Genomic DNA, 22,434 nt, shown 5'->3' with positions numbered 1-22,434 from the left:
TAATGAGATTGGTTGGAATTACACAACCTCTTAAGGAAAGTAATGAATTTAAATCAGCATTAGCGAATATTAAGAAGAATAAGTTTCCTCTGAGTATTTTTGGGGTTTCAGATTCGGCCAGGAGTTATTTAATAAATGGCTTGTATGAAGAAATAGACAAGCCATTCCTAGTCTTAACACATAGTGACATGGAGGCAAAAAATTTATACGAGGACTTATCCTTATACATACCAGAATGCTTTTATTTTCCCACTAAAGAGATAGTGTTTTATAATATTGATGCTATATCCAGTGACTTAAGATGGGAAAGGTTAAAAGTATTAAAAGAGATTTTAAAGCCTGGAAAGAAAATCATTGTTTCCTCAATCGAATGCCTGGCGCCGCAATATATCCCAAGTGAGTATTATAATAACTATTCCTTTGAATTTAAAGTAGGGGATATAATCAATTTATATGATTTTAGCAGCAAGTTAATCCAATGTGGATATGAGAAAGTTGAATTGGTTGAAGCTAAAGGTCAATTTTCTTTAAGGGGGGGTATAATAGATATTTACCCTCCTACTTCCATGGAACCATTTAGAATAGAACTTTTTGATGATGAAGTTGATTCCATTAGGAGCTTTAATACAGAATCTCAAAGAAGCATTGAAAAGGTTGACCATGTGGAGATATTTCCGGCAAAAGAAATTATACTGACCCAGGATGATTTAAAGTATGGTTATGACTGTATAAAAAAAGATTTCAATGAAATGGAGCAGGTTTTTAAAAAGAAGAAGGAAAAAGAGGCTGTAAAAAAGTTAAATGAAATAGTAAATAAAAATTTAGAAGCACTTTTAGAAACGGGTACATTTGAAAATATTGACAGCTATCTGCCATATTTTTATAAAAAGAGATGCACCTTTTTTGACTATGTGAAGAACAGCATGATTGTGGTAGATGATATACAAAGATGTAAGGGTAAACTTGATAGTATATATTATGAATTTGAAGAAAACTACAAAAGCTTTTTACAGAGAGGAGATATATTATCATCACAGAGCAATCTTTTAATTAATAAACAGTCTATTATTGAAAAAATTGAAAGCAGCAATATTATTACCACAGATTTTATTTCTAAGGCTGCCAGCATTTTACAACCAAAATCTATTGTAAGCTTTTCTCAAATAACATTACATAATTATCATGGCCAGCTGGATCTGTTAATAGAGGATATTAAGGATAGAAAAAGCAAAGGGTATAAAACTTTAATACTCTCTGGTACAAGACCTAGAGGAGAGAGACTTGTAAATACTTTGAGAGACAGAGACATTGAAAGTTCTTACAAAGATGTGGTAAGGAAAATAGAGCCTGGAGAAGTGATAATAACATTTGGGAGCCTTTTAAGCGGTTTTGAGTTCCCTGTTTATAAGGTATGCGTTATTTCAGATAAAGAAGTTTTTGGCGAGGCTAAAAGGAAAACTTCCTCCAGGATAAATAAAAAAGGAATAAGCAAAATTAAAAGCTTTACTGAGCTTAAACCTGGAGACTACGTAGTACATGTTAATCACGGAATTGGAGTTTATAAGGGCATAAAGCAGTTAGAGGTAGAAGGTATAAAAAAAGACTATCTGGAATTAAGCTATGATAATGAAGATAAGCTCTATGTACCAGTGGAACAGCTGGACTTAGTACAGAAGTACATAGGAAGTGAGGGAAAAAATCCAAAAATAAATAAACTGGGAGGATCTGAATGGGCTAAAGCAAAAAGAAAAGTGAAAAGGTCCATAGAAGAAATTGCAGAAGATTTAGTAAAATTATATGCTATACGTTCCACTTTAAAAGGGTTTAAATATTCAAAGGACACAGTATGGCAGAAACAATTTGAAGATGAATTCCCTTATGAGGAAACTCCAGATCAGTTAACATCAATTAGTGAAATAAAAAAAGATATGGAATCAGAAAAATCAATGGATAGACTTTTATGCGGAGATGTAGGCTATGGAAAGACAGAGGTGGCTGTTAGAGCGGCTTTTAAGGCTGTTATGGATGGAAAACAAGTTGCTTTCCTTGTTCCTACCACAATACTTGCACAGCAGCATTATAATAATTTTATACAGAGATTTTCCGATTTCCCAGTTAAAATTGAAATGATAAGCAGATTTAGAACTGCAGCACAGCAGAAAGCCACATTGAAGGCTGTTAAAGAAGGGAATGTGGATATTTTAATAGGTACCCATAGGATTATTCAAAAAGATGTTAAATTTAAAGATTTAGGGCTTTTAATAATAGATGAAGAGCAAAGATTTGGCGTTGCCCATAAAGAAAAAATCAAAAGCTTTAAGAAAAACGTAGATGTTTTAACTTTGAGCGCTACACCTATTCCAAGAACACTGCATATGTCCTTAGTTGGAGTTAGAGATATCAGCGTTATTGAAACGCCTCCTGAAGAAAGATATCCTGTACAGACTTATGTGGTGGAGTATAATGACCAGCTGATCAGAGATGCCATTTTAAGGGAACTAAGCCGTGGGGGTCAGGTGTACTTTGTATATAACAGGGTGGAGACTATTCAGGAGATTTCAGCATACATTTCAAAACTTGTACCAGAGGCTAGAGTAGCAGTGGCACACGGACAAATGGGTGAGAGAGAACTTGAAAATGTGATTGTAGATTTTATGAGAAATGAGTACGATATCTTAGTATCAACTACAATCATTGAAACTGGCATGGATATTCAAAATGTTAATACTATGATTATATTCGATTCTGATAAAATGGGCTTGTCACAGCTGTATCAGCTTAGGGGGCGTGTTGGAAGGACGAACAGGATTGCATATTGTTATTTAACTTACAGAAAGGATAAGATATTAACGGAAGTAGCTGAAAAGAGATTAAAAGCAATAAAGGACTTCACTGAACTAGGATCTGGATTTAAAATAGCTTTAAAAGACTTAGAAATAAGAGGAGCAGGAAATATGATGGGGTCTGCACAGCATGGCCATATGGCTGCTATTGGATATGATTTATACTGCAGAATGCTGGATGATACCATAAAATTAGTAAAGGGAGAAATAAGTAAAGAGCCAGTTGAAACTACTGTAGAATTAAAGGTGGATGCATATATTCCTAGTGAATATATTAATGATGAGGTTCAAAAGATAGAGATATACAAGAAAATAGCAGCAATAGAATCCTATGATGATATGATGGATATTCAGGATGAACTTGTGGATAGGTTTTCTGACATTCCTCAGTCTGTGCAAAATCTTATGGACATCTCATATATAAGAAGCATAGGAAAAAAATTAGGGATTTTAGAAATAAAGGAAAGAAAAGAAGAAGTGATTATTATTTTTGATGGAAAGGACAGACTAAATCAAAATTTATCAAGTGCTCTTATTAAAAATTATTCAAAAAGAATAGTATTTAAGCTTGGCGAACAGCCTTCCTTTGGATATACAATGAAAGACATTAAGAAAGAGGAAAAACTAAAAGATTTAAAAGAATTATTTGAGTTTATGAATAAAATATCAAATTTTAGTTAAACTTTAACAGAAGTTTAGCACCTAAAAAAGTTTTAGGGCGCAGCCCGCTGATTTATATTGATTTGCTAGTATTTAATAAAAACATTGTAAAATCCGATTTCTACTGGAAATTATAAAAAAAATTTGCATAATAAAAGCATCCTTTTTATAATAGTTTTGCACAACACAATAGAAAGGATGCCTTAAGATGAATAAAAGTTATTTAAAACAAATGCTCACCTATATTAATAAAGTATACGATATAGGTGAAAAAATCAATACCTTAGAGGATAAAAAGATAAAATCTCTAGTAAAAATTTCAACAATCACCTTTGTAGTTTTGTTTGGATTTATGCTTCAAATAAGAAGTTTCAACAGGTTAGAGCATTGGCTTAAAAAAGGTAAATTTAAAAAAGTATTACCTAAAAACACTAAAATGATTCACATTGATGCCGTTAGGCGCTGCTTAAGTGATTTTGATTTGAATGGTTTGAAAAATATTCATGATAGTATAATTAGAACTACGATAAAAAATAAGATATTTAGAAATGGTACCATAGATGGCTTAAAGGTAGTTGCTGTAGATGGTGTAGAATTATTTGAAAGTGCTAAAAAATTTTGTGACAAATGTCTTTCACGAAAGAATAAGGATGGCACTACTCGTCATTTCCACAGATCTGTAGTTTGTACTACCGTAGGTTCGGATCCCCATGTTATTTTAGGACAAGAAATGCTTGAACCTAAGAAAGATAGTTCGAATAAAGATGAAGGTGAAATCACCGGAGGTATAAGATTAATAAAAAAATTATATCGTAAATATCACCATTTTGCCGATATTATAGTAGCTGATGCTTTATATTGTAAATCTACTTGGATAAAAGAAGTCCTTTCAATAGGAATGAATGCAGTAGTAAGAGTTAAAGATGAGCGTCTTCTCATTGTAAAGGATGCATTAGCTCTATTTAAGCGCCGTGAGGCTGATAAGAAATGGATTGTAAAGCAGGGAAGTAAAGACTATACCAAAATTAAAGCTTGGGATGAAGATAATTTTGAAATATCAGATCCGACTATCAAAGTTAGATTTATAAGGTTTATAGAAGAAATTCATACTGGAGATAAGGTAGAAATTAAAGAAGGCTGGATTATAACAACAGACAAATTTGCCTCAGTAGAAACCTTGTGGAAGATAATGCACAAGAGGTGGGATATAGAAAATAATGCCTTTCATCAGCTTAAAACAGAATGGCATTTAGATCATTGCTTTCTTCATAGCCCTACGGGCGTAGAGACAGTACTGATGTTTATAATTATAGCGTTTAATCTGATGCAGTTATATTTTTTTAGATGTATCAGAGGTTTTAGAAAGAAACGGATGCTTCAAATAGATATTATTGAAGATATAAAAGATGAAAGATTTACTATAGATGACAACTGGAATAATCCAATATTTAAAAAGACTTAATATAAAAATAAAATTGGAAATCGATTATTAAAATTTCTTAGGGTAAGGGTAATTATAACTATTTTTTCGACATATCGGTCTGTTGATTTACCAGCCATGTAAGAAAGTACAATAAAATACAATTCCAGTAAAAGTAAATCTTTTACTGGAATTTAGATGCGAAATCTCTGAAACTTTAAAGTAATCTTTGAAGTAATACTATATTTGTGCTAGAATGTTTTTATGTCAAATAATATTTATCACATTTAGAACGGGGGAAAATAGAGTGAAAAGTACAAAAAGACTCATCAGTGCTGCTCTTGTTGTAGTATTTTCATTATCACTATCTGCATGTAACATGGTAGCTAAAACACCAGAAGCTATTGCAAAAAGTACAGTTGCTAAGGTTAATGGAGAGAAAATAACAAGGGGAGAACTGGATGGAGACCCACAGTTAGCCCAGGTGACTGCACAGCTGAAATCCCAATATGGAGATAACTATGCAAGCAATTCAGATGCTCAGGCTACCTTAAAGGATCAGAAGGGTCAGTTACTAGATCAATTGATAACTGAAAAGCTTCTATTACAAAAGGCAAAAGAATTAAAATTAGTTCCTGATGATGCGGCACTTACTAAAGAAACAAATAGTAAGTATGATGAAATAAAAAAAGTATATGGCAATGATACAACAGCATTTACAAATTCTTTAAAATCAGCTGGATTTACAGAGGCCTCATTAAAAGCATATCTTAAGAATCAAATTATAATAAGTAAAGTTGCTGATAATGTAACAAAGAATGTAAAGGTGGAGGATGCCAAGATAAAGGAATATTATAATGGTCATCAGACAGAATTTACTGAAAAGCCGGATACAATGGATGTAGCTCATATATTAGTAAAAACTGAAGATGAAGCTAAGAAGGTAAAGGCAAGATTAGATAAAGGTGAGAAATTCGCTGATGTAGCAAAGGAAGTATCTATTGATACAGGTTCAAAGGCTAGTGGCGGAGACCTTGGCACAGTGAATTACGTAAATTCAGGATTAGATCCGCAATTTATGGCTGCTGCAATGGCATTGAGACCAGGCCAGATATCGGGTCCTGTGCAGACACAATTTGGATATCATATAATTTGGGTAAAAACAAAAAATGAATACCCTGTTAAACCTTTTGATTCAGTAAAAGAAACTATAAAAGGTAATTTGCTTAACAATGCAAAACAAAGTGCATTTTCGGCAAAGATAGATGAGTGGAAGAAAGCAGCTAAAATAACTAAATATGATAAGAACTTAATTTAATGATAAACTTAATTAATAAAATTATACAAAAAAGCAGTATTTAAATTTTAAATTTAAATACTGCTTTTTTAATAACAATTGTGTATAAAATTTCAAGTTAAGAAAGATAATATTAATACAAGTTATATTTTATATAATTAGTTTAAGGAGGTAAAATTAATGAAAGCAACAGGTATTGTTAGACGAATAGACGATTTAGGAAGAGTAGTAATTCCAAAGGAAATAAGAAGGACTTTAAGAATCAGAGAGGGAGATCCATTAGAAATATTTACTGATAGAGAGGGTGGAGTAATTCTTAAAAAATATTCACCTATAGGTGAACTAAGTGAATTTTCAAAAGGCTACGCAGAATCATTACAGCAGACTATTGGGAATATTGTAATCATATGTGATAAGGATTCTATAGTATCTATTAGTGGAATAACAAAAAAAGAATATATGGATAAAAAAATAAGCAATGACCTTGAAAAAGTAATTGATGAAAGAAAAACAGTATCATATGAAGGAGGTAAAGGCATTACTCCTATATATGAAGATGAGGACATTAATGAGAAGTATAGTTCAATGGTAATTTCACCAATTATTACAGAAGGAGATGCAATTGGAGCTGTTATTATAGTATCTAAGGAGCAGGGAATTAAATTTGGTGAAATAGAAATGAAGTTAGCTGAAACTGCATCATCCTTCTTGGGAAAGCAAATGGAACAATAAATAATTAATCTATTTATATCTTAAAATGGCAGCAAGGCTGCCATTTGTTATTTTTGCCTTCATGAAAAATTATTAACATATTGAAAAAATATATTCAATTAATGTAATAATGCCATAAGAAAATAAATAATATATATAATGCAAAGGTTCTAATATATATAAAATAAACTGTAAAGTTATTTTCGGGGGTATTATTACATGAAAAAACAATCCTTATTGAAAGGTACTCTTATATTAGGTTCAGCAGGTATGATTGCTAAGTTTTTAGGGCTTTTCTTTAGATGGCCTATTCAAATGATAATTGGAGATGAGGGCTTTGGGTATTATCAAATGTCCTATCCATTATATATGTTTTTTATAGCAGTAGCATCAGGAATACCAGTAGCTGTATCTAAAATGGTATCTGAAAATAATGCTGTAAATAACCACGAAGGAATGATTCAGGTTCTTAGAAAGGCTATGCTTTTAATGGTAATAATGGGTGTAGGCTTTACTGGAATATTATTGAGCTTTTCAAAATATATAATCAAATATTTAAGATGGGACATAAAATCATACTACGCTTTAATTGGAATAGCCACGGCACCTGTTTTTATTGCCATAATGAGTGCACTAAGGGGATTTTTCCAGGGCATGCAGAATATGAGTCCAACAGCAGTATCTCAAATATTAGAACAATGCGGAAGAGTAATAGTTGGTGTTGGACTAGCCTATATACTGCTACCAAAAGGCATAGAGTACTCAGCAGGAGGCGCAGCTTTAGGAGCTACAGCAGGAGGAATATTGGGTGGAATTTACCTATTGTTTAAATATATAAAGGTTAAAAAAGAACTCAATGTAAAAAAGGTAAAAGACGATCCTCAGATATTAACTGCACTTTTAAAAATAGCTATACCAATTTCATTAGGAGCAGCTGTAGGAACTATAATGAGTTTAATAGATTCTATATTGGTTCCTCAAAAGCTTTTAGAAGCAGGTTACACTTATAAGGAGGCAACAATACTTTATGGGCAGCTGTCAGGGAAGGCATTTACTTTGATAAATGTACCACTGACTTTGTCCATGGCCTTATGTGCATCTATAGTTCCTATAATTGCTGAGGAATATTTTCTGCACAGGATGACAGAAGTAATTAATAAGGTAGATCTATCACTTAAGATATCAATGGTTATTGGATTACCATCAGCTGCAGGATTATTTATGTTAGCTTATCCTATTTTAAATCTGATTTTTCCTGGACAGGCGGATGGATATTTAATTCTTAAATACCTGTCAATTTGCATACCATTCATTATAATAGCACAAACTACCACATCCATATTGCAAAGTATAGGAAAGTTTTTCACACCAGTAATTAATCTGGCAGCAGGATGCGTAATTAAGATATTAATAACCTATTTTCTTGTAACAATCCCTTCTATTAATATATATGGCGCAGTGCTGGGAACCATAGCTGGATATGTTACAGCAGCTTTGTTAAATATAGTGAAACTTAAGAAAGCACTGCACTATAATATAAACTATTATGAAATGTTAATTAAACCTTTGTTTGCTGCCATGGCTATGTTGATTTCTGTTGTATTTATTTATATAAGTGTCTATAATTATACAGGAAGCAGCAGAATAGGATGCTTAATAGCAATACTTTGCGGCATTTTGATATATGGTATTTTGATTTTTATCTTAGGAATATTTAAATATAGTTATGTTAAAAAAAGATTACTAAGGAGATAAGGGAGATAAATATATGATTAAAATAATAGGGTTAGGGCCTGGAGATAAGGATGCATTAACTATTGGAGCAATTGAAGTTTTAAAAAACAGCAGCAATATTTTTCTTAGGACAGAAAGACATCCTACAGTACAATACTTAAAAGAGCTTGGCATAAAATATAAAACCTATGATGAAAAATATGAAAAGTCAAAAGATTTTGATGAAGTATATGATTCTATTGCTGAAGATATTATAAAAAAACAAGAACAGCTTCAGGATGTAGTTTATGCTGTACCAGGTCATCCATTAGTTGCTGAGAAGTCAGTTGAAAATATTTTGAAGTTATGTAAAGAAAAAAATATAGCTGTAGATATATATCCTGCAGTGAGCTTTATTGATTCATTAATGGACAGCTTAAGAATTGACCCAATAGAAGGAATAAAAATAATAGATGCTTTCGATATAAAAAATCAGTTATTAGACAAAAGGACAGGAATTATAGTAACTCAGGTATATGATAAATATATTGCTTCAGAGGTTAAAATAGCTTTATCAGAATATTACAGTGATGAAATGGAAATATATTTTGTAAGAGCAGCAGGAGTAAAGGGAATGGAAAGTATAAGAAAAATTCCACTGTATGAGCTAGACAGGCAGGATGATATAGATCATTTAACATCAGTATATATTCCAAAGTGTAGTAAAGGTGTAATGGATTTTTATGACTTAGTTAATATAATGGAAGTTTTAAGAGGAGAAAATGGCTGTCCATGGGATAAAGAACAAACTCACGAATCACTTAAAAAGTATTTGATAGAAGAAAGTTATGAAGCCTTGGAGGCTATAGATGAAAAGGACGATGAAAAATTAGTTGAAGAGCTGGGGGATGTATTATTACAGGTAATTTTTCATGCTCAGCTTGGTAAAGAAGATGGATATTATAATATAAATGATGTAATTTCCGGGATATGTAATAAAATGATTAATAGGCATCCTCATGTATTTGGAGATATTAGGGTGAATACAAGTGAAGAAGTGCTTAATAATTGGGATGAAATTAAAATGAAGGAACAAGGATTAAAAAATCATACAGAAGAGCTTAAGCATGTTGCAAATAATCTTCCTGCACTTATGAGGGCGGATAAAATTCAAAGAAAAGCAGCAAAGGCTGGGTTTGACTGGGATAAAATTGATGGTGCAATGTCTAAGGTTTTAGAGGAACTAGACGAAATAAAATGTGTATATAAAACAAATAATAGGGCAAAGATATTAGAAGAAGTGGGAGATTTGATATTTTCTACCGTAAATGTTGCAAGATTCCTTGACATTGACCCTGAAATAGCTTTAAATAGTACTATAACCAAATTCATCAAGCGTTTTGAATACATAGAAGAGTGCGCTCTTAAAAGGGGTTTAAAAATGGAAAGCCTGGATTTAAAAACTATGGATGAATTATGGGAAGAGGCAAAAAGTAAATAATTAGTTACTTTTTGCAAAAACAATAAAACAAGCAGGAATTTTTAATTTTGTGAAGAATATGCTAAATTATAGCATACTCAATTTAAGGAGGTAAACTAAGGTGAACAAATCAGATTTAATCACAAGTATTGCTGAAAAAAGCAAAATAACAAAAAAAGATGCAGAAGTTGCATTAAAAGCTCTTATTGAAAGTGTTGAAGAAGCTTTGGAAAAGGGAGATAAAGTTCAATTAGTAGGCTTTGGTACTTTTGAAACAAGAAAAAGAGCTGCCAGGGTAGGCAGAAATCCAAGAACTAAAGAAGAAATAACAATTCCAGAATCTACAGTTCCAGTATTTAAAGCTGGAAAAGAATTTAAAGATAAAGTTAATAAATAATTAAAATAAAAAACCTGGATGTAAATCTGGGTTTTTTATTTTATAATTATGGTGAGCATATATTAATCCATTCAACGGGAGGGTAAGAAATGAGATTAGATAAATATTTAAAGGTATCTAGAATAATAAAAAGGAGAACTGTTGCAAAAGAAGCTTGTGAAGGTGGAAGAGTTTCAATAAATGGTAAGGTGGCAAAGGCTGGCACTGAAGTTAAAGAGAACGATATTATAGAAATAAAATATGCAGAAAAAATATTTAAAGCTAAAATAATTAATATTACTGCACATGTATTAAAAGAAAATGCAAAAGAAATGTATGAAATAATCTCTGGACAGGAGTGTCAATAGTAATGATCCCACTTTAGAATATCTCCTTTAAGCTAAGCATATAAATATATTAGTTATAATTGGAGGGGATATTTTGGAAAGTAAAGATATAAAATTAGAAGATAAAAAAAGCAGTTTAAAACTTGATAATAGAAAAAGATTATCTTTAAGCGGTGTTGTTGAGGTAATAAGTTTTAATGATGAAAATATAATATTAAATACTAATCTTGGGACTTTAACTGTAAAAGGGGAAGGCCTGAAGATGAATAAACTGGATGTCCAAAATGGAGAAGTAATGATCACAGGCATAGTTAATTCCTGCATATATACTACAAATGAAGTAAAAAAAGATAAAGACAGCATAATTTCCAGATTGTTTAAGTAGGTAGTATACATGGTTATTTCTATAACGAAACAGTTTTATTTAATTTTGTTCAGCCTGTTATCAGGGATTATTACTGGAGTTTTTTATGATATATATAGAATTATAAGAGGACCTAAATATATAAATAAGATTATAACTTTTATTGAAGATACTTTATTTTGGATACTTTCGGGTATTTTTATTTTTATTTTTTTACTTATTACAGACAGCGCATATATAGGGGTATATATTTATCTTAATATATTTATTGGTATATATATATATTTTAAGTTAATAAGTTCAAAATTCCTGCTTTCTCAGCAGAAATTGTTTAATGCCATAGGAAAGTTTGTAAGAATTACAATTAATTTGATACTTTATCCTTTTGAGCTTATAATATATCTTATAATAAGGAAAAATAGAAAAAATTTAAAAAAATAGCTTGAAGAATATACAAATACAAATTAGAATATAACTAAACGGATTAACTGCGTAATCTTATGAAAGGAAAATGATTTTGATATGAAAAGACTTATTATGAAAAAGATTAAGGTTAAAAATATACTTTTATTAGTTGTAATAAGTTATATAATTTTTATTTTTGTATCACAAACAATAACCATGCATAAGATAAAGCAGGATATCACTGAAAAGCAAATTGAATTGCAGAAGGTTGATGATCAAAGTCAAAAGTTACAGGATGAAATTAAATTGTCAAAGTCAGACCAATACATTGAGAAACTGGCAAGAGAAAAATTACATCTTATTAAAGAAGGTGAGACTCCTGTAATAAATACTTCAAAATAGCTTTTACTATTAATTTATATTTAATATACATTTTTTATTATTAAGGAGGAGTCATACAAATATGACCTTAAAGGCAGGAAGCATACTAGAAGGTACAGTAATCAATATCACTAATTTTGGTGCATTCGTTGAAGTGGAAGGAAAAACAGGATTAGTTCACATTTCTGAGGTTTCAGACACTTATGTAAAGGACATTAGAGAGTTCTTGAAAGAGAAAGACAAAGTTATGGTGAAAGTTATTTCTGTAGATGAAAATGGGAAAATGAGTTTATCCATTAAGCAGGCAGCACCAGCACAAAAAAAGTCACAAAGACCAATTGACATTGATTGGTCCAAGGAAAAGGCAAAAGCCAATTCTGGCGACTTTGAAGACAGATTATCAAAATTTCTTAAGGATAGTGAGGAAAGATTTCAGGACTTAAAAAGACATCAGGATTCAAAGGGAAGAGGATATAAGAAAACATCGAATGTGTAATATAGGGGACTGTTTGTAGTCCCTTTTATTTTAAAGATTAAGAAAAATAGTAGTTGACATATTATTTAAAGTACTATATAATAAATCATGTTGTAGTCAGCGAATTGATATTTGCTGCTGAAATAACGTGCTGGAGTGGCGGAACTGGCAGACGCACAGGACTTAAAATCCTGTGGGCTTTAAAACCCGTACCGGTTCGATTCCGGTCTTCAGCACCATATAATATCGCGGGGTGGAGCAGTTGGTAGCTCGTCGGGCTCATAACCCGAAGGTCATAGGTTCAAGTCCTATCCCCGCAACCATTTATTTTTGTGGCGGAATAGCTCAGCTGGCTAGAGCATTCGGTTCATACCCGAAGTGTCGTAGGTTCAAGTCCTATTTCCGCTACCATATATATAATGTGCTGGAGTGGCGGAACTGGCAGACGCACAGGACTTAAAATCCTGCGGGCTTTAAAACCCGTACCGGTTCGATTCCGGTCTTCAGCACCAATATAATATCGCGGGGTGGAGCAGTTGGTAGCTCGTCGGGCTCATAACCCGAAGGTCATAGGTTCAAGTCCTATCCCCGCAACCATTTGTTTTTTGGCGGAATAGCTCAGCTGGCTAGAGCATTCGGTTCATACCCGAAGTGTCGTAGGTTCAAGTCCTATTTCCGCTACCAATATAACTCATGATTTTATATCGTGAGTTTTTTTATTTGTAATTTATAAAGCAACATAAAACGATAAATAAATACTATATGCAAAACAGACAGTATTTTTTTTATCTTATACGCAATAATAAGTACTATTAATAAATGTATATTGTCTAAATAAAAACAAATAAAAAAATATTAGATATAAATGTCCTAAAAAAAACTTGAATACCACACACCAAGTGACAATATATTCCAGAAGCCTTTGATATAATGATTACAGTAAGTTAAAAGGTGGTGTGGTTAATGCAGTATGGGGCAGAAATATTCCCTTACAAAAGGACAAGCAGTTTAAATAATCAAAAGAGTAAAGGAAAAAATATTGATAAAAGTATTATATTAGCCTATGCATTTTATTTTGTTGGAGCTTTTTTAACAAGCAGGGTGCTTTTAATCAATTTGATGGCGCCTTTTGGTGTGGCGTTCTTAATTGCAATAATAACAAGAAGGAAAGGTATAGAAAGTATAGTAGCAGGATGTGGCGCATTGATAGGATATGCCAGTATATATAGTTCAGGTAAAAACATAGAGGTATATTTTATTATTTGTGGTGCTTTGGTTGCGTTAGAATATGCATTAGTAAAATCAAATAAGAAAGTTAAGCTTATATCAAGCTTTTTGACAATATTCATTATTTTTAATGTATATAAACTTACTATAAATGGATTAGGATTTGGGACTTCCTTTTTAACCTCTTTTTTTGAAACTGCAAGCATTTTCCCAATATATTATATTATTAATTATTCAATAATATGCTTCAGTGAATTCAAAACCAGACATTTATTTTCAAATGAAGAAATAATAAGTATGACCATTACCTCTGCATTAATTATGGCAGGTACATGGGGATTTAATTTATTTGGAGTCTCTATTAGAAATATAATTGCCTTATGCTTTGTGCTGATAATTGGAAATACAAAAGGAAGTACTGCAGCAGCAGCAAGTGGAGTTGCTGTTGGGACTATAATGGGAATATCCTCATCGAACATGGTTACATTTGTGGGAGTATACGGGCTTTGTGGATTAATAAGCGGAATATTTAAAGAAACGGGTAAATGGATTTGCGGAATATCCTATATGATAGCGTTTACCATTTTAAAGCTATATTCAAGTATTGGGGTTCAGTTTAAAATAGCAGAAGTAGTAATATGCTGCATTATTTTTTTCCTGATTCCAATTAAAATACTGCATATGCTGGAGTCTGAAATAAACTGCGAAATAAAAGTTGAAAACCAAAGCGAAAATTATGTAGTGAAGTTAAAAGATATGCTTTCAGATAAATTGGTGCAATTTTCGGATGTATTAGTTAATGTATCAAGTGTATTAAGAAAATTATCTGATAATGATAAATTGTCAATGAAAAGTAAAAGCAGCGGACTTATAGATAACGTAGCAGACAGAGTCTGTTCTAACTGCAATATGAGAAGTATCTGCTGGAAGAGGGAAGCTTATTATACTTATAGTGCAGTTGGTGATTTAATAAGAAACTATCAGGATAATAACAAGACCATGCCAGGACAATTGGAAAGAAAGTGCATTAGAAAAGATTCAATGATAAAGAATACAGAAGAAATTGTAAATAAATATGTAATAAACGAGATGTGGCGAAAAAGATTGGGGCAGAGCAGGGAACTATTATCTGTACAGATTGATAATATAGCAGATTCTGTTAGTGAAATAATCAGCGGATTTAATGATAACATAACAATTGATTCAGAAATTGAAAATAATATCAGGAGAATCTTAAATAAAAATAAAATAATATATAAAGATGTGTTTTGCTTCTACAATAAAATCCATAAACTAGTAGTTCAAGTGTCTATAGAAGCATGTGGGGGGAAACAAATCTGTATAAAAAGTATATTGCCTCTTATAAATACTGTTACAGGCAGGTGTATGTGTACAAGGGATGACGGATGCCAAATAGATAAACATACTAACAACTGTAAAATTAATTTTGAAGAGACACCTAAATTTCATATTGCTTCCTATGTATCCAGAGTTGCAAAGGATGGAGAAAAATACAATGGGGACAGTTATAAATTTGAAAAAATAAATAATGGTGAATATATAACTATGTTAAGTGATGGAATGGGTTCAGGACCTACAGCAGGGAAAGAAAGCTCAGCAGCTGTTGATTTAGTTACAAAGTTTGTAAAAGCTGAATTTAAAACAACTTCCGCTATTAACATTGTAAATTCTATAATGTCAATAAAGTTTTCTGAGGAGGAGAAGTTTTCAACTGTAGATTTAAGCAATATTAATTTATATAATGGAGAAATAAGTTTTTTGAAAGTTGGGGCTGTGGCAAGCTTTATAAAAAAAGGAAGGAATGTAGATATTATAAAATCAAAAACATTACCTATAGGTGTGCTGGATAAACCTGATGTGGATATAATAAATAAAAAGGTTGAAAATGGTGATATTATAGTAATGCTAAGTGATGGAGTATTAGACTATGATAGTTCATCAATAGGAAAGGTAGACTGGATCGTTGAATATTTAAAAAGTACCAATCTTATAAATCCCAATGAAATTAGTAATGAAATAATTACCAAAGCCAAGGAACTTAGCGGCGGCAAGGTTAAGGATGATATGACTGTAGTAGTTGAAAAGGTATATAGTTTGTATGAGTAACTTTTTAATACAATGTTTCTTAATAGTTGGAGATTACTGGCTAAAATTAAACCTTATGCAGTAATCCTCAACTATTTGTTGTTTTACACAATAATCTATATAATTTCATTTAAATAGTTGATTTACTTTGAAATATATTTATTATAGTATTATTATATATAGATATAAATTTGATTAGGAAGTGTTGACGTGATACATAAAGTCAGGCAGACAATAGAAGATTATAATATGATATCACCTGGAGATAAAATTGTAGTAGGTGTATCTGGCGGACCGGATTCCATATGTCTTTTACATGTTTTAAATGAGATGAGCATTGAATTACATATAAGTATAGCCGCAGCACACATAAATCACTGCTTAAGGGGAAAAGATGCTGACGAAGATGAAGCTTATGTTAAAGAATTCTGTAAAAAAATCAATGTTGAATTTTATAGCAAAAAAATAGATGTAAATAAATTAAGTGAAAAGCTTAATATATCCTGTGAAACCGCGGGAAGAAAAGCCAGATATGACTTTTTTGGTCAGGTTATGAAAAAAACAGGAGCAAATAAAATAGCTATAGCGCATAATGCCAATGATGTTGCTGAAACAATATTAATGAGGATTATGAGGGGGACAGGGTTAGAAGGACTAATAGGAATAAAGCCTGTTAGAGAAAAAATCTATATAAGACCGCTTATAAATATTACAAGAGAAGAAATTGAAGGCTATTGTAAGAAAAATAATTTAGCCCCCAGAATCGATAAAACTAATTTACAAAATATTTATTCCAGAAATAAAATCAGACTTGAGCTTATACCTTATATACGTAAAAATTTTAATAGTGATATAATTAATGTTTTAAACAGAATGTCTAATAGTGTTGCTTCAGATAATGATTTTTTAATGAAAATTTCTCACGAAAAATATGAAAGGTATTGTGATAACAGAAAAGAAAAGGTTATAATATCTAGGGAAGCCTTTTCTGAACACAAGGCTGTACTTAGCAGAATAATACGTGAATCCTTGACCTATGTTAATGGAAATTTAAATAATTTTGATAAAATGCATATAATGCAGATAATAAAACTTCAGAAACAGTCTACTGGTAAATTAATTATACTGCCTAATGATATTATAGCAGTGAATAATTATGGTTGTATAGAAGTTAAGAAGAGAAAAGAAATCAATGATAAAAATCATAATAAGGTATTTCCCATTTGCCAAGGTATAAATATTTTCCCTGATCTAAATTTAAAAGTCACCACTAATATTATTGATATAAGTAATTTTAAGTTTTGCTTAATGGGGAAAAGCGATTATACAAAATATTTTGACTATGATAAAATTAAAAATAATATGAATATGAGATTTAGACGGGAAGGGGATAGATTTTCTCCACTGGGAATGAACGGATCAAGGAAGTTAAAGGATATATTTATAGATATGAAAATACCAAAAGATAAAAGATATAAAATCTCATTGCTATGTTCTGGAGAGAATATAGCCTGGATTGTAGGCTATAGAATAAGTGAAAAATTTAAAATTGATTCAAATACAAAAAAGATAATGGAAATTAACATTGAAAGAGAGGAAATTATATGAGAGAGGACATCAAAGAAGTTCTTTACACTGAGGAGGAAATAAGACTAAAAATAAAAAAAATGGGCAAATGTATATCTAAGGATTACCAAGGCAAAGATTTAATGCTTATAGGTGTTTTAAAGGGATCTGTAGTCTTTATGGCAGATTTAATGAAAGAAATAACAATACCTTGTACAATGGATTTCATGGCAGTTTCAAGCTATGGGAATTCCTCTAAAACTTCAGGTGTAGTTAGAATATTAAAGGATTTGGACTTTGGAATAGAGGGTAAGCACATTTTAATTGTAGAAGATATTATAGATTCCGGAGTTACTTTAAAATATTTAGTTGATTACTTAAAAGGCAGAAAACCTGCCAGTCTTGAAATTGCCTGCCTATTAAGTAAACCTGAAAGAAGAAAAGTAGAATTAAATGCAAAATACATAGGATTTACAGTACCGGATTATTTTCTTGTTGGTTATGGTCTGGATTATGCAGAAAAGTATAGGAACCTGCCATATATAGGAATCCTAAAAGAGGAAATTTACAAATAATTAAAAATAATTCATTGTATAACTAATTATGTTATGATACAATTTTACAATATAAATTAGAAAGAGAGGGGGGCCTAGTATGAAAAAATTTTCAAGTGCAACGGCCTGGGTCATAGTATTTGTTCTGGTAATTTTGGCAGCTACAATGCTGGTTAGGACAAATCAGAACACATCTACAATTAATTTTAATGAATTTCAAAAAAATTGGATAGATAATAAAGTAACTAGTATAGAAATAAGAGAAGATAAAATGACTGTTGATGGAACTTTAAAAGATGGTACTAATTTTGAGACTATAGTTCCTTCTGAAAGATTGTTTCAATTTATTGGTGAGCACCCAAATAATGGATCTATTAAGGAATCTTATGCAAAACCAGCATCAGTTCCAGCATGGGTAACGTATTTACCAACCATAATACTTATGCTGATGTTAGTGGCATTCTGGTTTATGTTTATGCAGCAGTCTCAAGGCGGCGGCGGCAATAGAAATGTAATGAACTTTGGGAAAAGCAGGGCCAAAATGGCCACACCTGATAAAAAGAAGGTTACATTTGATGACGTGGCCGGGGCAGAAGAAGAAAAAGCAGAAATAGCAGAAATAGTTGATTTTTTAAAAACACCAAAGAAATATATTGAAATGGGAGCCAGAATTCCAAAAGGAGTTTTGCTGGTTGGACCTCCAGGAACAGGTAAAACCCTTCTGGCAAGAGCTATAGCCGGAGAGGCAGGGGTACCATTTTTTAGTATTTCCGGCTCTGATTTCGTGGAAATGTTTGTTGGTGTAGGTGCATCAAGGGTAAGAGACATGTTTGAACAGGCAAAGAAAAATTCACCATGCTTAATTTTTATTGATGAAATTGATGCTGTAGGCAGACAAAGAGGAGCTGGCCTTGGAGGCGGACATGATGAAAGAGAGCAGACTCTTAATCAGCTTCTTGTAGAAATGGATGGTTTCGGTGTTAATGAAGGAATTATAATGATTGCTGCAACAAATAGGCCTGATATACTTGACCCAGCACTTTTAAGAGCAGGCAGATTTGACAGACAAATCTTAGTTGGAGCGCCAGATGTAAAGGGAAGAGAAGCAATACTTAAGGTACATTCGAGAAATAAACCTTTAGAAGAAGGGGTAAAATTGGATGTACTTGCAAAAACAACTCCTGGTTTCACAGGAGCTGATTTGGAAAACTTAATGAATGAAGCTGCACTTTTAGCTGTTAGAAAAAATAAAAAACTTATTGGAATGGAAGAACTTGAGGAAGCTGTTACAAGGGTAATAGCAGGTCCTGAGAAAAAAAGCAGAGTTATTGATGAAGAGGATAGAAGGCTTACAGCATATCATGAAGCAGGTCATGCCGTTGTCATGAAGTTACTTCCTCATTCTGATCCTGTTCACCAGATAAGTATTATACCAAGAGGAATGGCTGGCGGATATACAATGCATCTGCCTGAAAAGGACAGATCCTATATGTCAAAGTCAAAACTTGAGGATGAAATAGTTGGATTATTAGGTGGAAGAGTAGCTGAAAAGCTGATTATCGGGGATATAAGTACAGGCGCTAAAAATGATATAGAAAGAGCTACTACAATAGCTAGAAAAATGGTTATGGATTATGGTATGAGTGATGAACTTGGACCTATAGCATTTGGCTCTGGACATGATGAGGTATTTTTAGGGAGAGACTTTGCTAAGTCAAGAAACTATAGTGAAGAAGTTGCTAATAAAATTGATGAACAAATAAAAATACTTATAGATGAGAGCTATAATAAAGCACTAACCTTATTGACAGAAAATATTAATAAGCTTCACGCAGTTGCCCAGGCACTTCTTGAAAAGGAAAAGCTGGAATCAGCTGAGTTTGAAGAAATTTTTGCTGCAAGTTAAGATTTACAGTTACTATTATGTAAGGGTATTACATTAAAAATAGGGTAAGAAATTTTTTAATTAAAATTTTTACTCTATTTTTAAATTATAAATGGCACATATAAAAGGCGGTGTTATTATGATTTTAGTTCTTGATGTAGGAAATACTAATATTGTTTTAGGTATTTATAAAGGCAAGGAACTTATAGCAGACTGGAGATTATCTACTGATTCTAAGAGAACTGCAGATGAATATGGTATACAGGTTATTCAGCTTTTTCTAAATAGTAAGCTGGATCCGTCAGATATTGAGGGTGTAATTATTTCATCAGTTGTTCCCAATATCATGTATTCATTGGAACACATGATATACAAATATTTTGAGGTAACACCTATTATTGTTGGCCCAGGGGTAAAAACAGGAATTAATATAAAATATGATAATCCAAAAGAAGTTGGAGCAGACAGAATTGTTAATGCTGTCGCAGCTCATGAATTATACAATAAACCATTAATAATAATAGATTTTGGAACAGCAACTACCTTTTGTGCTGTAACGGAAAAAGGAGATTATTTAGGTGGGACCATTTGCCCAGGTATAAAGATTTCTTCAGATGCCCTATTTGAAAGAGCAGCAAAATTGCCAAGAGTGGAATTAATAAAGCCAGAAGCAGTAATAGGCAAGAACACTGTAGTTAGTATGCAGGCTGGAATAATATATGGGTACATAGGGCAGGTTAATTATATTATTGAAAAAATGAAAAAAGAAATGAAGGCTTATGGAGAAAAGGAACCTTATGTTGTAGCAACAGGCGGGCTTACAAAATTAATTATCGAGGATTGTAAGGCAATAAATGTAGTAAATAATATTCTAACTTTAGAAGGCTTAAGGTTTATATATGAAAAGAATAAAGAGCAGGTGTATTAATGAAAATTGGAGAAATACAGTTCCAGAATAATGTATTTTTAGCACCTATGGCTGGAGTAACAGATATAGCATTTAGAGAACTGTGTGAAGAACAAGGCTGTGGATTAGCATATACTGAAATGGTAAGTTCAAAAGCGCTTTTTTATGGCAGTGAAAATACAGAAAAACTTACTGCAATTGGGCAAAACGAGGATAAAATTGCGGTTCAGATATTTGGGAATGATCCAATAGTAATGGCAAAGTCCTGTGATTATTTTAATGAAAATAATAAGATATGTTTAATAGATATAAATATGGGGTGTCCAGCTCCCAAAATAGTTAAAAATGGAGAAGGCTCCGCTCTTATGAAAAGTCCAAAACTAGCATATGAAATAGTAAGATCAGTAAAGAAGGCTTCTAAAAAACCTGTTACTGTGAAATTTAGAAAAGGGTTTGATGAATTGCATATTAATGCTGTGGAGTTCTCGAAGATTATAGAGGAAGCTGGAGCCGATGCCATAACAATACATGGTAGAACAAGGGAACAGATGTATTCAGGAAAAGCAGATTGGAATATAATCAAAGAAATAAAAGAAAGCGTAAAAATTCCTGTAATAGGCAATGGGGACATATTTTCTGCTGAGGCAGCTGCTGAGATGTTTAATCATACAAATTGTGATGGAATTATGATAGCAAGGGGAGCTATGGGAAATCCATGGATATTTAAACAAATAAAGGACAAGATAAATGGACATAATGTATATGATCCAGCTCCAAGAGAAAAAATTGATATGTGCATAAGGCATTATAAAAAATCAATAGAGTATTTTGGCGAGGATAAAGCTGTTAGAGAAATGAGAAAACAAATTGCATGGTATATAAAGGGATTAGAAAATTGTACTGAAATTAAAAATGTTATCAATTATGAAAAAAACAGTAAGGAAGTCATAAAAACGCTTTTAGAGTATAAAAATACTTTAGAAGCAATTTAAAATCGTTATGGAGAGAGTTTTGTTTAATTTAGTTAAATTAGATAAGACTCCCTCCTCATTTAAATAAAAACATGTAATATTTTTATATAGTTAATCATAATTTAATTAGTAAAATGAATAGGTTGACTTTACAATTATGCTGTTATATAATTTCTTAAATGATTAGCTGACATGTAAAATTTTATTAAATAGGGTAGTATTTGCATTAAATAATTATTAGGAGATTGAAGGGGAGAAAAAAATGAACGATTCAAAAAAATACGTTATGACTTATGAAGGAGTAAAAAAATTAGAGGATGAATTAGAAAAACTTAAGACAGTTAAGAGAAAAGAAATAACTGAAAAAATTAAAGTCGCTCTTTCTTTTGGGGATTTAAGTGAGAATTCGGAATATGATGAAGCTAAAAATGAACAAGCATTTATTGAGGGAAGAATATTACAGCTTGAAAATATGCTAAAAAATGCTACTATAGTAGATGAAACTGAAATTCCAAAGGATGTAGTCGGAGTAGGTTCAAAAGTAAAAGTTAAAGATTATGACTTTGACGAGGAAGTTATATATACCATAGTTGGCTCTGCAGAGGCAGACCCTGTAAATTATAAGATTTCTAACGAATCGCCTGTTGGAAAGGGTCTGATAGGAAAAAAAGTGGGAGATATAGTAGAGGTACCTGTTCCAGATGGAGTTAGTAAATTTGAAGTGCTAGAAGTAAATAGAGAGTAAA

At 31.8% G+C, this 22,434-nt stretch carries 19 protein-coding genes and 6 tRNA genes; all 25 read left to right on the top strand.

Annotated elements, in window-relative coordinates; all coding sequences use genetic code 11:
- Positions 1–2 precede the first annotated feature (2 nt).
- Positions 3–3,524, top strand: a complete 3,522-nt coding sequence (gene mfd, locus EQM05_RS14995) for a transcription-repair coupling factor (RefSeq protein WP_128750884.1) — start codon at positions 3–5, stop codon at positions 3,522–3,524.
- A gap of 187 nt (positions 3,525–3,711) precedes the next feature.
- Positions 3,712–4,965, top strand: a complete 1,254-nt coding sequence (locus EQM05_RS16310; RefSeq protein WP_128748581.1) for a transposase — start codon at positions 3,712–3,714, stop codon at positions 4,963–4,965.
- Positions 4,966–5,230: 265 nt separating this feature from the next.
- Positions 5,231–6,241 (top strand): peptidylprolyl isomerase, encoded by a 1,011-nt coding sequence (locus EQM05_RS14985; RefSeq protein WP_128750883.1) that lies wholly within the window; start codon positions 5,231–5,233, stop codon positions 6,239–6,241.
- A 159-nt stretch (positions 6,242–6,400) separates the two neighbouring features.
- Positions 6,401–6,952: a stage V sporulation protein T gene (gene spoVT, locus EQM05_RS14980; RefSeq protein WP_128750882.1), complete on the top strand. Its 552-nt coding sequence runs from the start codon at positions 6,401–6,403 to the stop codon at positions 6,950–6,952.
- 198 nt (positions 6,953–7,150) lie between these two features.
- The gene (locus tag EQM05_RS14975; protein ID WP_128750881.1) at positions 7,151–8,686 is read left to right on the top strand and encodes a polysaccharide biosynthesis protein; all 1,536 of its coding nucleotides are present in this window, start codon (positions 7,151–7,153) and stop codon (positions 8,684–8,686) included.
- A gap of 13 nt (positions 8,687–8,699) precedes the next feature.
- Positions 8,700–10,145, top strand: a complete 1,446-nt coding sequence (mazG, locus tag EQM05_RS14970; RefSeq protein WP_128750880.1) for a nucleoside triphosphate pyrophosphohydrolase — start codon at positions 8,700–8,702, stop codon at positions 10,143–10,145.
- Positions 10,146–10,245: 100 nt separating this feature from the next.
- Positions 10,246–10,521: an HU family DNA-binding protein gene (locus EQM05_RS14965; RefSeq protein ID WP_128750879.1), complete on the top strand. Its 276-nt coding sequence runs from the start codon at positions 10,246–10,248 to the stop codon at positions 10,519–10,521.
- A gap of 89 nt (positions 10,522–10,610) precedes the next feature.
- Positions 10,611–10,868 (top strand): RNA-binding S4 domain-containing protein, encoded by a 258-nt coding sequence (locus EQM05_RS14960; protein ID WP_128750878.1) that lies wholly within the window; start codon positions 10,611–10,613, stop codon positions 10,866–10,868.
- A 73-nt stretch (positions 10,869–10,941) separates the two neighbouring features.
- Positions 10,942–11,232, top strand: a complete 291-nt coding sequence (gene yabP / locus EQM05_RS14955) for a sporulation protein YabP (protein ID WP_128750877.1) — start codon at positions 10,942–10,944, stop codon at positions 11,230–11,232.
- A gap of 9 nt (positions 11,233–11,241) precedes the next feature.
- A complete protein-coding gene (yabQ, locus tag EQM05_RS14950) occupies positions 11,242–11,652 on the top strand; it encodes a spore cortex biosynthesis protein YabQ (RefSeq protein ID WP_128750876.1) in 411 nt (136 codons plus the stop codon).
- 96 nt (positions 11,653–11,748) lie between these two features.
- A complete protein-coding gene (locus tag EQM05_RS14945; RefSeq protein WP_128751140.1) occupies positions 11,749–12,018 on the top strand; it encodes a septum formation initiator family protein in 270 nt (89 codons plus the stop codon).
- Between the two features lie 61 nt (positions 12,019–12,079).
- A complete protein-coding gene (locus tag EQM05_RS14940) occupies positions 12,080–12,493 on the top strand; it encodes a S1 domain-containing RNA-binding protein (protein ID WP_128750875.1) in 414 nt (137 codons plus the stop codon).
- Positions 12,494–12,622: 129 nt separating this feature from the next.
- Positions 12,623–12,711, top strand: a tRNA-Leu gene (locus EQM05_RS14935).
- A gap of 8 nt (positions 12,712–12,719) precedes the next feature.
- Positions 12,720–12,795: transfer RNA gene (locus tag EQM05_RS14930), tRNA-Met, on the top strand.
- A gap of 11 nt (positions 12,796–12,806) precedes the next feature.
- Positions 12,807–12,883 (top strand) — tRNA-Met (locus EQM05_RS14925).
- Between the two features lie 12 nt (positions 12,884–12,895).
- Positions 12,896–12,984 (top strand) — tRNA-Leu (locus EQM05_RS14920).
- A 9-nt stretch (positions 12,985–12,993) separates the two neighbouring features.
- A tRNA-Met gene (locus EQM05_RS14915) sits at positions 12,994–13,069 on the top strand.
- Between the two features lie 10 nt (positions 13,070–13,079).
- Positions 13,080–13,156 (top strand) — tRNA-Met (locus tag EQM05_RS14910).
- A gap of 279 nt (positions 13,157–13,435) precedes the next feature.
- Positions 13,436–15,826, top strand: coding sequence for a stage II sporulation protein E (gene spoIIE, locus EQM05_RS14905; RefSeq protein WP_128750874.1), 2,391 nt, complete (start codon positions 13,436–13,438; stop codon positions 15,824–15,826).
- 189 nt (positions 15,827–16,015) lie between these two features.
- Complete coding sequence (gene tilS, locus EQM05_RS14900) at positions 16,016–17,413, top strand: tRNA lysidine(34) synthetase TilS (protein ID WP_243108084.1); 1,398 nt, start codon at positions 16,016–16,018, stop codon at positions 17,411–17,413.
- Positions 17,410–17,946, top strand: coding sequence for a hypoxanthine phosphoribosyltransferase (gene hpt / locus EQM05_RS14895; RefSeq protein WP_128750873.1), 537 nt, complete (start codon positions 17,410–17,412; stop codon positions 17,944–17,946). Before tilS ends, hpt begins: the two co-directional genes overlap by 4 nt.
- Positions 17,947–18,025: 79 nt before the next feature.
- Entirely contained in the window at positions 18,026–19,831 is a 1,806-nt protein-coding gene (gene ftsH, locus EQM05_RS14890) for an ATP-dependent zinc metalloprotease FtsH (RefSeq protein WP_128750872.1), read from the top strand.
- 118 nt (positions 19,832–19,949) lie between these two features.
- Complete coding sequence (locus tag EQM05_RS14885) at positions 19,950–20,738, top strand: type III pantothenate kinase (protein ID WP_128750871.1); 789 nt, start codon at positions 19,950–19,952, stop codon at positions 20,736–20,738.
- A complete protein-coding gene (dusB, locus tag EQM05_RS14880) occupies positions 20,738–21,709 on the top strand; it encodes a tRNA dihydrouridine synthase DusB (RefSeq protein ID WP_128750870.1) in 972 nt (323 codons plus the stop codon). Before EQM05_RS14885 ends, dusB begins: the two co-directional genes overlap by 1 nt.
- A gap of 241 nt (positions 21,710–21,950) precedes the next feature.
- Positions 21,951–22,433, top strand: a complete 483-nt coding sequence (greA, locus tag EQM05_RS14875; RefSeq protein WP_128750869.1) for a transcription elongation factor GreA — start codon at positions 21,951–21,953, stop codon at positions 22,431–22,433.
- Position 22,434: the final 1 nt, after the last annotated feature.

It is taken from the genome of Clostridium sp. JN-9 (assembly GCF_004103695.1).
Classification (GTDB): Bacteria; Bacillota; Clostridia; order Clostridiales; family Clostridiaceae; genus JN-9.
This window is presented reverse-complemented; position numbering and strand designations above follow the sequence as displayed.